This window comes from Saccharopolyspora sp. NPDC000995, from assembly GCF_053599315.1.
Genome location: NZ_JBSFLZ010000064.1, coordinates 23584 through 37065, shown reverse-complemented (window position 1 = coordinate 37065; position 13482 = coordinate 23584). Strand labels below are relative to the sequence as shown.

The 13482-nt window shown below is 67.8% G+C and carries 14 protein-coding genes and 1 pseudogene; 7 read left to right on the top strand and 8 right to left on the bottom strand.

Translation table 11 applies throughout. From position 1 onward, the window contains the following. Positions 1-167 precede the first annotated feature (167 nt). Both ACWDKQ_RS20805 and ACWDKQ_RS20800 read left to right on the top strand, forming a co-directional pair. On the top strand, positions 168-401 hold the full coding sequence (locus ACWDKQ_RS20805) for a hypothetical protein (protein ID WP_450140395.1): 234 nt from the start codon (positions 168-170) through the stop codon (positions 399-401). 102 nt (positions 402-503) lie between these two features. Beyond that, positions 504-659, top strand: coding sequence for a hypothetical protein (locus ACWDKQ_RS20800; RefSeq protein ID WP_450140394.1), 156 nt, complete (start codon positions 504-506; stop codon positions 657-659). 106 nt (positions 660-765) lie between these two features. Here the strand turns inward: ACWDKQ_RS20800 and ACWDKQ_RS20795 are convergent, their stop codons facing one another. The 6 genes from ACWDKQ_RS20795 to ACWDKQ_RS20770 form a co-directional block, all read right to left on the bottom strand. After that, the gene (locus tag ACWDKQ_RS20795; protein ID WP_450140393.1) at positions 766-2229 is read right to left on the bottom strand and encodes an ABC transporter ATP-binding protein; all 1464 of its coding nucleotides are present in this window, start codon (positions 2227-2229) and stop codon (positions 766-768) included. Further along, a complete protein-coding gene (locus ACWDKQ_RS20790; protein ID WP_450140392.1) occupies positions 2229-3038 on the bottom strand; it encodes an ABC transporter permease in 810 nt (269 codons plus the stop codon). Before ACWDKQ_RS20790 ends, ACWDKQ_RS20795 begins: the two co-directional genes overlap by 1 nt. After that, positions 3038-4018: an ABC transporter permease gene (locus tag ACWDKQ_RS20785; RefSeq protein WP_450140391.1), complete on the bottom strand. Its 981-nt coding sequence runs from the start codon at positions 4016-4018 to the stop codon at positions 3038-3040. Before ACWDKQ_RS20785 ends, ACWDKQ_RS20790 begins: the two co-directional genes overlap by 1 nt. Further along, positions 3985-5526: an ABC transporter substrate-binding protein gene (locus ACWDKQ_RS20780; RefSeq protein WP_450140390.1), complete on the bottom strand. Its 1542-nt coding sequence runs from the start codon at positions 5524-5526 to the stop codon at positions 3985-3987. The genes ACWDKQ_RS20785 and ACWDKQ_RS20780 overlap by 34 nt, the downstream gene beginning before the upstream one ends. 32 nt (positions 5527-5558) lie before the next feature. Next, positions 5559-5795, bottom strand: a complete 237-nt coding sequence (locus ACWDKQ_RS20775) for a ferredoxin (protein WP_450140389.1) — start codon at positions 5793-5795, stop codon at positions 5559-5561. Positions 5796-6105: 310 nt separating this feature from the next. Then, positions 6106-6543 (bottom strand): MarR family winged helix-turn-helix transcriptional regulator, encoded by a 438-nt coding sequence (locus ACWDKQ_RS20770; protein ID WP_450140388.1) that lies wholly within the window; start codon positions 6541-6543, stop codon positions 6106-6108. A gap of 256 nt (positions 6544-6799) precedes the next feature. On the opposite strand from ACWDKQ_RS20770, the gene ACWDKQ_RS20765 reads away from it, so the two are divergent. The 3 genes and pseudogenes from ACWDKQ_RS20765 to ACWDKQ_RS20755 all read left to right on the top strand — a co-directional run. Beyond that, on the top strand, positions 6800-7732 hold the full coding sequence (locus ACWDKQ_RS20765; protein ID WP_450140387.1) for an NAD(P)/FAD-dependent oxidoreductase: 933 nt from the start codon (positions 6800-6802) through the stop codon (positions 7730-7732). Positions 7733-7959: 227 nt separating this feature from the next. Next, the gene (locus tag ACWDKQ_RS20760; RefSeq protein WP_450140386.1) at positions 7960-8334 is read left to right on the top strand and encodes an MFS transporter; all 375 of its coding nucleotides are present in this window, start codon (positions 7960-7962) and stop codon (positions 8332-8334) included. A 47-nt stretch (positions 8335-8381) separates the two neighbouring features. Beyond that, a pseudogene (locus ACWDKQ_RS20755) lies at positions 8382-8591 on the top strand (IS5/IS1182 family transposase); the annotation flags it as partial. 740 nt (positions 8592-9331) lie between these two features. Here the strand turns inward: ACWDKQ_RS20755 and ACWDKQ_RS20750 are convergent. After that, entirely contained in the window at positions 9332-10087 is a 756-nt protein-coding gene (locus ACWDKQ_RS20750) for a TNT domain-containing protein (RefSeq protein ID WP_450140385.1), read from the bottom strand. Between the two features lie 418 nt (positions 10088-10505). On the opposite strand from ACWDKQ_RS20750, the gene ACWDKQ_RS20745 reads away from it, so the two are divergent. Continuing rightward, a complete protein-coding gene (locus ACWDKQ_RS20745) occupies positions 10506-10769 on the top strand; it encodes an IclR family transcriptional regulator domain-containing protein (RefSeq protein WP_450140384.1) in 264 nt (87 codons plus the stop codon). A gap of 434 nt (positions 10770-11203) precedes the next feature. Here ACWDKQ_RS20745 and ACWDKQ_RS20740 read toward each other — a convergent pair whose 3' ends face one another. Further along, positions 11204-11905 carry a GntR family transcriptional regulator gene (locus tag ACWDKQ_RS20740; protein WP_450140383.1) on the bottom strand — a complete coding sequence of 234 codons (702 nt, stop codon included), beginning with the start codon at positions 11903-11905 and terminating at the stop codon, positions 11204-11206. A 165-nt stretch (positions 11906-12070) separates the two neighbouring features. Here ACWDKQ_RS20740 and ACWDKQ_RS20735 point away from each other — a divergent pair, with 165 nt between their 5' ends. Beyond that, positions 12071-13465: an MmgE/PrpD family protein gene (locus ACWDKQ_RS20735; RefSeq protein ID WP_450140382.1), complete on the top strand. Its 1395-nt coding sequence runs from the start codon at positions 12071-12073 to the stop codon at positions 13463-13465. Positions 13466-13482: the final 17 nt, after the last annotated feature.

The window sequence follows — 13482 nt, the reverse complement described above, 5'->3', positions numbered from 1 at the left end:
CACCGCGCACGCTGACGTGAACGCGGCGAAGAACATTCTCGCCGCCGGACGGGCGGTGACAGCCTGTGGAGACCTCGCCGTTAGGCGGTCCGTGAAGCAGGAACCTCAACCGGCGTTAGCGCTGGTTGGAATCCCCCGGCTTTAGCCGTGGGGAGGACGTCAAGACGTTGGGCATCACCATCCTCAACATCGGCCTGGAGGAGATCGCCACAGGCCTGGGTGTGACGCTGCCCGACCTGCAATGGGTGGTGGGTGTCTACCCGCTGGTGTTCGCCGCGTTGCTGCTGCGGGCGGGCTCGTTGTCGGACCGCATCGTGGGCAAGCGGATGTTCATCGTGGGTGTCGGCGTGTTCACCGCGTCTCGGTGGCATGCGGACTGGCGACCGGGCCGCTGGCGTTGACCATGGCCCGCGCTGTGCGGGGCATCGGCGCAGCCATGACCTACGCCCCCGCGATTCCGCTGCTGGCGCAGGCCTACCCACCGCAGCGGCGTTGCCTCGGCGATGGGTTTGTTCAGCGGTGTCAGCGCCGGCGCGGCGACGCTGGGGACGTTGGCCGGTGGTGCGCTTCCCGACACCTTCGGCCGGCGGTCGATGTTCTTCGTCAACCTCGTGCCCGGTGTGCTGTTGCTGATCGGTACCGCGGACCTGATCGCCTAATCGGGTGCGGGCCGGCGCGGCGGCCGGTTCGACCTGTCCGGCACGGCACTAGCGACCGGAACCCTGTTCGCGATCAACTACACCGTGGTCTCCGGACACGCGGACGTCAATGGGTGGCCTGATGTCGCGGATCGTTGAGCACCTCCGAGACCCGTCCGCTCTCGACGACCCGGCCCCCGCCGAGCACCGTCACGTGCGAGGCGCAGCGCACCACTTCGGAAAGGTCGTGGGTGATCAGCACGACGGCGAGCCGCAGCGTGGCGCGCAACTCGTCGAGCAGGTCCAGCACCGCATCGGCGGTACCTGCGTCCAGCGCGGAAGTCACCTCGTCGCACACCAGCACTGTGGGGTCGCAGGCCAGCGCGCGGGCCAGGTTGACCCGCTGCCGCTCGCCGCCGGAGAGGGAGCCGGGATAGCGGTCGAGGAAGGTCACCGGCAGCCGGACCTGACCGAGCAACCGCTCGGCTTCGCGCTCGGCCTGCTCGACGGAACGCGCTCCCATCGGTCGGGTCAGCGCGGACCGTACGGTTTCGTGCGGGTTCAGCGCACCCGCGCTGTCCTGCGCGACCAACTGGACCGCGCGTCGCTGGTCGGCGCGGCGTCGTGCGGCGGCCGGAGCGAGCGCAACGCCATCGAGGGACATCGTGCCCGCATGACGCCGGTGCAGTCCGACCACGCAACGCGCCAGTGTCGACTTCCCGGAGCCGGACGGTCCGACGACGGCAGCGCACTGGCCGGCCGCCACGCGGAGGTCGATGCCGTGCAGCACCGCCTGCTTGCCGTGCCCGGCCCTCAGCCCGGAGATGACCAACCCGCCTTCATGGTCTGAAGTGGACGGTAGCGGTGTGGTGGCAGGACGCGGAGGAAGGACTTCGTGCGGGGATCCAGCGTCGTGCACCTTGCCTCGTTCCAGCACGAGCACGTGGTGTGCGAGCGCGCGAACCGTGGCCCGGTCATGACTGACCAGGACCGCCGCGCAGCCGGTCAACGCCTCGCCGATCAAACCGCGCACCTCCTCGGCCACGGCCGGATCGAGCCCGGCGGTCGGTTCGTCGAGCACCAGCAGCGCAGGCGAACCAGCCAGCGCCCGGGTGAAGGCGACCCGCCGAGCCTGCCCCCCGGAAAGCTGGTGCGGAAACCGCCGCAGGAAACCGGCATCGGTGGGAAGCCGCATCCGCGCCAGCAATCGCCGGATCTCGGCGGCGACCTCATCCCCCTGGAGCCCGGAGCGAATCCGGACGGTTTCGGCCAGCTGGCGTCCGATCCGGCGAGCCGGGTTGAGCGCGGTGCCCGGGTCCTGCCCGAGGAAGGAGACGATCCGACGGCGCAACCGCATGGTGTGCGTGGGATCGAACGGATCACACCCCTGAGTGCGCACGGTGCCGGACCGGACTTCGAGCCCCGGGCGCACGTGACCGAGAAGGGTCAACGCCGTCGTGGTCTTACCGGACCCGGACGCTCCCATCAGCGCCACGACCTCGCCCGGCCGCACTGCGAAACCGACGCCGTCGACCACCGCGACGCCATCAAGGCTGCGGGTGACGACCAGATTTTCTATCCTGGCCACCATCATCGTCGACCTCCGATCCGGTGTGCGGCTTCGTCGGCGAGCAGGTTGACCGATACCGCGAACACCACAAGCAGCAGCGCGGGCACCAGCACCGGCCACGGATTGAGCGCCACTCCGGGGAAGTTCTCGTTGACCATGCGCCCCCAATTCGCGGCCGGGGCGCCCCGCCCGAGACCGAGGAATCCCGCCGTCGCGGTGAGGTGGATGGCAGCGGTGAACCGGATTCCCAACTCGGCGACCAGGGTTGCGGAGACGGCGGGGAGAACGTCGTGGCGCAGGACCGACCACCACCGGTCACCACGAGCACGGGCGATCTCGACGAAACCGAGGGCGCTCACCTGACGTGCGGCGGCGCGGATTACCCGGACCGAGAACGGCACGCACACCAGCGCGACCGCGACGAGCACGGCCAGGTCGCTGCCGGGGAACCCTGTTGCGATGATCAGCATGAGCAACAGTGGAGGGGCTACCCCGACGACGTCGATGACCCGGACGGCGAACTCGCTCGCGCGCCGTTCGGCGAGTCCGGTCGCCAATCCGACCAGCACGCTGATCGCACTGGCCAGCAGCGTGGAGCCCATCGCGAGGACGAGGACCGGCAGCCCGCCGTGCAACACCCGCACCAGCACGTCCCGGCCGATCTCGTCGCTGCCCAGCGGGAGCGGGCCGGTCGCTGGTTCGAATGGCAGCGACCGCTGCTCCGTGGGGGACCCGCTGGTCAGCAGCGGCCCGAGCAGCGCGAGCGCGGCGACGCCGATGGCCAGCACCGCGCAGATCGCGATCGATGCGCGGGAACGGCGGTGGTTCATCACAACCCTCGCCTACGGGGATCGAGCAGGGTGGCGACCACGTCGCCGACGAGCAGGGCGACCAGTGCGGTCGCGCATAACGCGAGGGAAAGTCCCTGCACCATCGGCACATCCCGGTTGGCGACAGCCTGCTGGAGCTCGTAGCCCACGCCGGGGTAGTTGAAGATCGCCTCCACCACCAGGGCCCCGCCGGTCAGCCCGCCGAACATCACCGCGACGGCCTGCACGGCCGGCCCCAGCGCGTTGGGTAGCACGTGCCGGACCGCCAGCCGGCCCCCGGAGACGCCCGCCAGCCGCGCCGACTCCACGTACGGTGCGTCGAGGACATCGACCACGGCCGAGCGCACGAGCCGAGTCGCTGTAGCCACGCCAACCAGCGTCAGGCTCAGTGCCGGCAGCACCAGCACCTGAGGGCTGTCCCAGGGGCGTCCGCCCACCGGGGCCAGCGACACTTCCGGTAGCAGGTCGAGCCAGGTCGACAGGACCGCGGTCAGCGCCACCACGGTCAGGAACTCGGGAAGTCCGGCCAGGACGAGCGCGCCGCCCGAGATCACGCGGTCGCTGCGCCGCTGCGCGCGCATACCGGCCAGCAGCCCACCCGCGATCGCGGGCGGGACCGCCATTAGGAGCGCGAGCGCGGTCAGCACCAGGCTGTTGGGCAGCCGCTCGCCGAGCACGGCCGCGACCGGACGCCCGCCGACCAGACCTGTGCCGAGGTCGCCGGTGGCGGCGTGGGACAGCCAGGAGGTGTACCGGTCGAGGGCGTTGCGGTCCAAGCCGAGCTGTGTGCGCAACTGGTCGCGGTCGCCCTGGCTGGCCTGCGCTCCGGCCAGGGTGTCGGCGGCGTCCCCGGGTAGCAGATCGGTGGCCGCGAACACCAGCGCCGACAACGCGACCAGCGACAGCACCGCCGCGACCACACGGCGGATGAGCAACAGCGCGAGCTTCATGCCAGGAACGCGCCGGAGAAGTCCGCCCACGGCTCGTTGGTGACGCCCTGCACGTTCGCGGCCTGTCCATTGATGGTGGGGGCGAACACCGGCAGCACCGAATTTCCCTCCTCAAACATCAGCCGCTGCGCTTGCACGGCGGCCTCGCGCCGCTGCGCAGGGTCGGTCGCACTGCGGGCTCTGAGCACCAGCGCGTCGATGTCGGGGCGGTTGAACCCGAACGTCGAGAGTGCGCCCGCGGTGCGGGTGTTGGCGTATCCCGACAGCGGCGGGGAAGGCGGCGAATAGGTCGCAGTGAACGGGAGCTGGTAATAGGAATTGATGTCGGCGAAGAGCTGGCCCGGCGGACGTTGGTCGAGGGTGGCCTGGACGCCGATCTCCTTGAGGTTCTCGACGTACAAAGTGGACACTTCGACCAGGCCCGCGACGTCGGATCCGGTGGTCAGCGTGATCGGCATCCCTTCGGCCCCGGCCTCGCGCAGTAACGCGCGAGCTCGTTGCACGTCGTGCGGACGCTGCGCGATTTCCGCCGCGTAGTCGGCGAATCCCAGCGAAGGCAGGTCGTTGCCGACGAAGCCTCGGCCGAACAGCACGGACCTGACCATGCCCTCGCGATCCGCAGCGAGCTTGAATGCCTGGCGAACACGCACGTCGCCGAACGGCTTGTGCGCGAGGTTCATCATGAACCCGAACGACGTCGCGTGCGGAAGTTGCCCGCTGCTTACCCCGAACCGCTTGTTGGCTTCCAGAGTGCGGGCCTTGACCGGGCCGATGTCACCGACGAAGTCGAGCTGCCCGCCGATCAGCGCGTTCACCCTGGCGTTGGAGTCGGGAATCGAACGCAACTCCAGGGAATCAAGGTACGGGCCGCCACCCAGCGCCAGACCGTAGAAACCCTCGTGGCGGACGAGTGTGCTTCCCTGGCCGGGAACGAACTCGGTGATCCTGAACGGGCCGCAGGTCGGCATGGCCGGCACGAAGGCCATCGTGGCGTCCTTGACCACCAGTGTGCTCTGGCACAGCACCAGCCGACCGTCCGCGATCGGTTGCTTGGCAGGCAGCACCAGCGTCAGATCGTCGACGATGCGGGCGGCGCCCAGGTCGAAGTTCTGCGCAGGTGGTTTGAGGTAGGGAAGCGCGCCGAGGAGGACCGGGGCGTTGAGCGAGTACAGCACGTCTCGCGCGGTCAGAGCGGATCCGTCGGTGAAGGTCACGCCCTTGCGCAGCCGGAGAAGGTAGGTCCGAAGATCCGAGCTGACGTCGATGCCTTCCAGCACGCCGTAGCGCACCCCGTCGGGCGTGGCCGGGTTGAGTGTGCCGAGCTTTCCGTGCATTGCTCGTGCCCGCACCGAATCCAGTGCCGTCGGTCCGGTGAGGAAGTTGAGGGTTTCCGACGCGCCGCCGCCGGTGAACGCGGCGCGCAACGTCCCGCCGCGTCGAGCTGTGGCGGGTGTGGAGCCGCACGCGGTGAAAGCTGCAAGCCCCGCCGCGTACAGCGAGGAGCGGAGGAACGCGCGGCGGTGAATGTGCCGGGTCACAGGGTGATCTCCATGGTGATCGACGGGCAGGGTCAGCTCGTGACTGCCACCGCGCCGGACGGGCAAAGACGCGCGGCTTCGAGCGCGGCATCGCGATGCGCAGCCGGAACTTCCGCGTCCTTCCCGCCAGCGTGCAGCAGTACGGTGCCGTCGCTGTCGTCCTGGTCGAAGATGTCGGCTGCGGCGAACACGCACTGGCCGGCGCCAATGCATTTCGCCACGTCGATCGACACACGCACGGCACGCTCCGGTCTGACAGTGACGGTCATCCTGGGCGACCGTCGGTGGCCGGACACAGACTAATCGAAGATGAAATCCATTTCCACTAAGTGTCGCGTCCTTTAGAGCGGCAAGCCGCGCACCGCGTCGACGACGTCGACGACGTCGTCGCCACCGGTGAACCCCGGCACAAATACCCGAGTCCACGTTGCTGCAGCGGACGGAACACGGACTCCCGCCGGCCCGCTCCGACTCGACGCAGGTCAGCGCCGGGCGCGTTCGCAGCGTGCGCGGGATGCGACCACACTGCGACCACCGGTCTTGTTGGCGCAGGTCAGCGACCCACCACTTGTCGCCACGTCAGCCCGGTCGAGTTTGACCGTTGAGGCGAGATTCCATCTCCTCAGCGAGCTGACTCATGACTGTGAGGACAGCATCGCGTTCTTGTCCGAGACCGGCCAGCAGTTGTGCATGGGCTTCGAGCTCACGGGGGAAAAGGTCGTCGATGGCCCCCTTGGCTTGCGGTGTGATGCTGATGAGCGTGGCGCGGCGATCAGCGGGCTTGGCCGTACGTGTGACGAAGTCCCGTTTCTCGAGCTTGGCCAAAGTCTTGCTGACTCCTGCTCGTGACATGCCGAGTTGTGCGGCCAGGTAAGCAGCGGTCACGGGTTCGTCGAGGTAGCGGAGGGGAACGAGCAGCCTGGCTTCGGCTTGGGTGAACGTGGCGGCGTCGTAGAGATGCTCGACGGCCTGCTCGAGCACGGCGGTGATGCGGTTGACCAGCGCCACGACCGTCATGGGGGAGGTGTCCAAGGCCGGGTTGTGTTCGGCCCAGAGTTCCTGGGTGCGTGTCTGGAGAGAGGGCAATGCCGGTCCTTTCGTTATCCAGCGAACTACTTGCTACAGTATGGCCACGCAGAGTACTGACCCGATAGGCGGTCAGTACCGGAGCGGGTCCCTGGGGTCGATTTGCACTTGTTTCCGATTCGCCTCAGGCGAAGCGACGGCGTGCTCGCCCGTTGACCGAAGGCAAATCGAGAGCGTGGAGCTGAGCGTGCTGGACAAAGATGTTGTGGTGATCGGTGGCGGCGTTGCTGGTCTGTCTGCTGCGATGATGTTGGGTCGATCCTGCCGGCGGGTCGCGGTGATCGACGCCGACGAGCCGCGCAACGCGCCTTCCAAGCACCTGCATGGTTTTCCGTCCAGGGATGGGGCGGACCCGGCCGAGATGGTCAAGGTCGGCCAGCAAGAGGTCCGCAACTACGGTGGTGAGATCCGCAATGGGCGGGTGTCCGGTCTCGAACGCATCGATGAGCGCGGATTCACGGTCCGCTTCGAGGACGGGGGCGCGCTGACTGCGCGCGCGGTGCTGGTGGCCACCGGGCTGCGGGATGAGCTACCGGAGATCGCCGGACTGCGTGAGCGTTGGGGCAACGACGTGCTGCACTGCCCGTACTGCCATGGGTTCGAGGTGCGTGACACCCGGCTGGCAGTGGTCGGTGGGGACAACCGGCCGTTCACCCTGCATCAGGCGCAGCTGGTGCGGCAATGGTCCGATGACGTCGTCTTCTTCCCGCACCGGATCATGCTGACCGACGATGAACGCCACCGTCTGGTCGCGCGCGGCGTCCGGATCGTTGACGGTGAGGTGGCGCGGATCGTCATCGACGGCGACGCCGTTTCCGGTGTTGAACTCGCCGACGGTCAGGTCGTGCCGCGCCAAACGGTCTTCGTCGGCCCCCGGTTCGTGCCCCAAGACCAGCTGTTGACCTTGCTGGGCTGCGACGTCGCTGACAACGGTTGGGTGCACGTCGACTCGTCCGGCCAGACCAGCGTTGAGGGTGTGTGGGCGGCAGGTAACGTCGTGGACAGCCCGGCCCAGCTCATCAATGCCGCCAGCGCTGGCTCGAAGGCCGCGATCGCGCTCAATCACCACCTGCTGGCCGACGACATCGAACAGGCGGTCGCGAAGTACGCGGCCGGATAGCGATTACCGGCGGCCAGCTTCCCGGCGGTCGGCGGGTGAGCTCCGAACTTCCCCACAGACCGGACCGATCGCGGGTCCGACCCCGACGCACCCGCCGGGCGGTGCGCCGGAGGGGACAACGGTAGGTGCCTGCGCACCGCAAGCCCGACCTCCTTTCTTCGGAAGGTCACTTCGCCATGCGCACCAACCAGATCGATCCAACTTCCGCACCCGATTCCATGGGTCGCGTGACGGTTCTGACCCTCGCGCCGCTGTCGGCGAGCGCGCCGCTGGCAACGGCGATGTACCTGCCGACATTCCCGCAGTTGGCCGCGGAGCTGTCGACTTCTGCGGCGGCGGTTCAGCTCACGCTGACCACATATCTGATCGGTCTGGCCCTCGGACAGCTGATCATCGGTTCGCTCTCGGATCAGTGGGGGCGGCGCGTCCTGCTGCTGCGGGCACCTCCTGGCTGCCGTAGCTGGGGTGGGGTGCGCGCTCGCCCCGAACATCGCCTCGTTGGTGGTTCTGCGGTTTGCGCAGGGATTCGGCACGCAGCCGGGATTGCGCTGTCCCCAGCGGTGATCTCCGACCGGGCGGTGGTCGCAGACAACGCGAGGTAGGGGTCGAAGCAAGCACAGCCCGGAGACGGTACTGATCGTGGACGGAAACCCTGGTGCCCACCCACGACCGAAGCGTGAGCGCGTCGTCGAAAAACTACCGGTACTCGACCAACCCGCAGGTGGTCATCGACGCCAACACCCGCCTCACGACCGCGATCGGGAAACCGCTGCCCGGCAACCGCAACGACTGCCGTGCCTACACCGAATCCGGTGTTGATCAGCACTGCACGGGCGCGCACGTGATGGCCGATGGCGGTGGTCGCTTGTGCTTGCCGTTGGGTTCGTGCGGCATCCACGCTATACCGATCGTCGAACGGCGGTTCTGCGGCGGCATCGCCGGCGACGGCTGTTTCTCCTACCCGTTCGGGTCGCCCCCGCGGAGCAGTCCCTTTTGCCGAGCAATCTCGGTATCCTCGATACGCGGTACTTGTGTTCCGCTGCGTCTGGAGGGCGGGATGGACCGGATTGAACTCGTCGAAGCGCTGCGTGCAGCTGGTGTGCCTGACGGCGAGTACTTGATCCCGGGTGGCCCCGCGTCCAGGGGACCGCGTGCGGACGCCTACTACGTCTTGCGCGAGGAGGCCGGCGTCTACCTGGTCACCCTATGGGAACGAGGTGTCGAGGAAACGGCTGCGCGGTTTGCTTCTGAGGACGAAGCGTGCCGGTACCTCCACAGTCACCTCACGCGGCGAGCGCCTGCGCCACTGCCGGATTCGGCGCAGGTAATCGAGGCTTTGATGGCACGCCGGGAAGATATCCAGCGGGAGGCCCGCGAGCAGTACGACCGGGCCCGCCACCACGAGCGCGGATAGACGGGGCGCTACTGCGTGGCATCGGCATGGCGGAGGTGAGCGTCGGTCGCGACGCGCGGGTGAACAGTGGCGAGCGGCGCCGGATCTGCTCCGTCGCAGCCCAGAAGATTGCCCCTCCCCGCGAGTTGGCGGGGAGGGGCAATGCGAGTTGCTCGGTCGACTAATTCTGCACGGTGTCTTTCAAGTCAATTCAGGGGCTGAAGGAAGCCGGCATCGATGAGCTGGCTCGCGTTCATGCTCGGTGAGCGGTACTGAAAGCCGCCGCCCGGTTGCCCGAACCATGGTGCCGCAATCCCTGCCTCGACGCTGAATGGCTTCAATACCTTGAAGACGTGATAGTCGAACGGGTACCGCGGCTCGAGGGTGTCGAGGTTGCTGGGGGGAAGTGCCCGCTGTGCGAACGGTACGCCGAAGGGCGAGAAGAACCGCCCGTTGTTGCTACCGAACCGGTCGAGGACCTGCCCAGGAACCATGTCGAACGTCGTGCGACCGTCGGCGAAACCGTCGTTGGGCGGGAAGCGCCACCCGCCCACGTTCATGTTGGCGGCCGGGTCCCAGAAACAGGCGATGAACGCCGTCGCCGAGAACGAGTCCAGCCGGCTGTAGTCGCGAAGCAGTTCGCCGACGGCGCCGGACTTGGGCAGGAACTCCGGGCCGAGCCGGGGGTCGTCCAAGTAGTAGCGCTGCAGCGGGCGGTCGGGAAGCTCGGTTCGCGAGCCCGCGATCCCGTTTGCCGGGCAGATCGTCGGCGGAGGTCCCGTTGTAGGCGGAGGAACCGGATGCTCGGAAGGTGGGGCCGTTTGCTCCGGCGTCAGTGGCGGCGCTGGCGGCGCACCATCCGACCGGGCGGCGGAGGCGGGAGTCGCCCCCTGTATCGGCAATGCCTGTGCGGTGGTATTTCCGGTACTGACCGCCAGCATCATCCATGCGGCCAGTGCCACCACGGTACGATGAGACTTTCGCATTCGATCTTTCCTCCGGGGTCCGTAGATCACCGAACGTCGCCTCCCGGTCATCGGCAAGGTTCGCCATCTCGTGGAGTGGGAATCTGGCGCTCCCACCCCCTTGAGTGGAGCGTTCAGGCACGCGTTCACCCGGACAGGAAGTGCGACGAGCTTCTGGACGGGTCACGAAAATTAATCGGATTCGTCGCGCGCTGAACTGTTCGCCCGGCATTTGGGGTACGCAATTCGGTTTGCGGATGGGAGGCGCATTCTGCGGAGCGATGGAGGCGAAGACCGCGTCGAAGGCGGCACCCGAACTTCGCGTCACGGTTGGGAATCAGGCATCTGAATCGGTGCGCGGCTGGCGACTTTGGACGGCACCGGGATCGTCTACCTGGCGCGGAGTCCGCGGAGGGTGTCGATCACGTGGAACATCGGCTCCCGGCTTATCCGACGCCGCTCGGCCGAGTTCTGCTGGCCGCGCTACCAGGACGGGTTCGCATTGATCGACGGGGAACACGAAGAGGGCGTCCGCTCGGTCGTGGCTCTTATCCGGGACCGCAGTGGTGTCATCGCTGCGATCAACATCTCGGTCAAAGCGGCGCGCATGTCCGCCCAGGAACTTCGCGAATCGATGCGCACCCCTCGTGCGCGAACACGCCGATGCCATCTCCGCTGAGATCAGCCATCGCTTACGACACCCGCTCCGCACGAGGGAAAGGCGCAGAACCCCTCGACAACGTGGCGTCGACGTGTGTCGCTTGCCTCGCAACTGTGCGACTGACATGCGTCAGCGTGCTTGCGGGTGGCAGTCCTGTTCGGCGAACCAACGCTACAAGGATTTCCAAAGGCAGAAGGGGCTGTTGTTCGTACTGTCAGAACCGTAAAACGGCCAGGAGGCCGCCTTCCACGACTGGTACGGCACGGAACACGCACCGGCCAGAGCCCAACTTCCCGGGGGTTTTGACGGCACGTCGCTACCGTGCGACGGACGGGCAGGCATCCAGCTGGCTGGCCATCTACGAGCTGGAACTCGCAGTCCTGAAAAAAGGACCAGTACCAGAAGCTGCGCCGAGCACAGCGACAGCTGGAGGCGAAGGGCGGTTTCTGGGGTCAGAGGTCGGGGAGGTTCTCGCGGTCCTGGCCGCCGGCGGCGCGCAGTTCCGGGTTCGCGTCGCGGATGGTCGCGGCGTGCTGGACGTGCTCGGCGGCCAGTCTGGCGGCCTCCGCAGCGTTGCCAGCCTGCACGGCTTTCAGGATCGCGTCATGGTCGTGCTGCAGTGCCTTGGCGGCTTCTTCGCTGCCCCAGACGGTCGCGGGTGGGGTGAAGCGCACCCACAGCGTCTCGACGTATTGCAGGACCAGTGGAGACGCCTGCTCGTAGATCGTGAAGTGGAACTGCTTGTTCAGGCGAGACAGATCGGCGGGGGAGGCTTCCTCGTGCAATGCGCGTTCGATCTCGGCGTGCCGGGCCTCGATTTCCTGCAGCTTCTCGGGGGTCATCCGCTCGACCGCCATTTCGGCAGCGACGGACTCGACGGCGGCCCGCAGCCGGTAGAGGTCGGCGGCGGTCTCCGGGGTCATTTCCCGGACCGTGGCGCCCTTGTGCGTGGAGTAGACAACCATGCCGTCCGCCTCCAGGATGCGCAGTGCTTCCCGAACCGGGGTCGGGCTGACGCCGTACCGCTTGGCCAGCACCGTCTGCTTGATCAGCTCGCCAGGGCGGATCGTGCCAGCTGCGACGTCTTCGCGAATCCGGTCGGCGACCCATGCTGTGCGGCTCTGAGGTGGGGAGTCGGCGTTGCCGATGCTCATGTGTCGCCTTTCCGTTCGTCCGCCGGTGACCAAAGGTCAACAGTCTATTGCCTATCGTCTCACCCACGGTAGTCAACCATTATCCATGGACAACATTCTATAGAGTATGTACCTTCTGTGCTGCCGCCAATGCGGGCGGCCGATCACATCGAGCGGGAGAAGTGCATGGACGCACACACGGGACTGACCCGGCACGTCGCGAAGTGGATCGTCGAACAGCAGGCGCGGCCGCTGCCCGCAGACCTGGACCGCCACTTGCGCCGCATGGCGCTCGACGCGGTGGCCGGCATGGTCGCCAGCTCGGTGGGCCCGGTGTCCGCCGCCGTCGCACGGCACGCCGCGGCCCTCTATCCCGGTGATGTGGCGACCTCCATCGGGCACGGAGCGTCGTCGGTGCTGGGCGCGGCGCTGGTCAACGGCACCAGCGGTCACGGCATCGAGTCCGACGAGGGGTACACCCCGGGCAGCATGCACCCCACCTCGGTGGTGCTGCCGACGGTGTTCGCCCTCGGTCAGAGCCTCGGCGCCGACGCCGGACGTGTGCGGGCCGCGGCCGCGATCGGTATGGAACTCGCGTGCCGGATCGCCGCCGCTGGCCACCCGGCCACCCGCAACCGGCACTTCCACAACACGCCGCTGGGCGGTGTTTTCGGTGCGACCGCTGCGGCGGCCGTGCTGCGCGGGCTGTCGGAGACCGAAACCGTGCACGCGCTGGGCATCGCTGGCTCGCACGCGGGCGGGCTGTTCGAGTTCCTCGGCGACTCGGCTGAGGTGAAGCGATTCCACCCGGGCAAGGCCGCCCGCGACGGTATCGCTGCAGCGGATCTGGCCGTAGCCGGACTCACCGGACCGACCACGGTCCTGGAAGGGACCGACGGATACTTCGCCGCCTACGCCGGTTCGGTCGGTGAGGCGTGGTTCCCGGAGCAGATCACCAACGGACTCGGGCAGGAGTGGGTCTTGCTGAAGACCTACGTCAAGCCTTATCCGTGCTGTCGGCACCTGCACGGTGCCATTGACGGTGCGCTGGAGTTGCGTCGCGAGCACGCGATCGACCCGGCCGACATCACTGCGGTGCGGGTCGAGACCTTCCCGATCGCCGCCCGGCACGCCGGAACCGATCTGGACACGATCCTGCAGGCACAGCTGAGCCTGCCCTACACGGTCGCCGTCGCTCTCACCCGGGGCGCTGTGACTCTGACCGACTTCCAGCCCGCCGCACGCGAAGACGCCGCGGTCCGGGCTCTGATGGGCCGCGTCTCGGTCACCGTGGATCCAGACGCCGACGCCGCCTACCCCCGGTCCGGCCGCCCTGCTCGGACCAGCGTTGAGCTCGCCAGTGGGCGCAGCCACACCGCCTGGGTGCAGCACCCGTACGGCGAGCCGGCGAACCCGCTGTCCGACGAGGCGCTTGAGGACAAGGTCCGCGGATTGTGCGAACCGGTGATCGGCGCGGTCGCCACCGCCGACCTCATCACTGCTGTCCGGGCCTTCGACGGACTGGACTTCCTGGCCGGCATCGACCGCGCGATCCGGGCCGGCGCGCTTGTCGCCGGCTGACTCAGCACGCCCCCACG

Coding starts and splice junctions, on each gene's coding strand:
- ACWDKQ_RS20795 (WP_450140393.1), bottom strand. CDS start 2,229: ATGGTGGCCAGGATAGAAAATCTGGTCGTCACCCGCAGCCTTGATGGC.
- ACWDKQ_RS20790 (WP_450140392.1), bottom strand. CDS start 3,038: ATGAACCACCGCCGTTCCCGCGCATCGATCGCGATCTGCGCGGTGCTG.
- ACWDKQ_RS20770 (WP_450140388.1), bottom strand. CDS start 6,543: ATGACGGTCGTGGCGCTGGTCAACCGCATCACCGCCGTGCTCGAGCAG.
- ACWDKQ_RS20735 (WP_450140382.1), top strand. CDS start 12,071: ATGGACGCACACACGGGACTGACCCGGCACGTCGCGAAGTGGATCGTC.
- ACWDKQ_RS20740 (WP_450140383.1), bottom strand. CDS start 11,905: ATGAGCATCGGCAACGCCGACTCCCCACCTCAGAGCCGCACAGCATGG.
- ACWDKQ_RS20775 (WP_450140389.1), bottom strand. CDS start 5,795: ATGACCGTCACTGTCAGACCGGAGCGTGCCGTGCGTGTGTCGATCGAC.
- ACWDKQ_RS20800 (WP_450140394.1), top strand. CDS start 504: ATGGGTTTGTTCAGCGGTGTCAGCGCCGGCGCGGCGACGCTGGGGACG.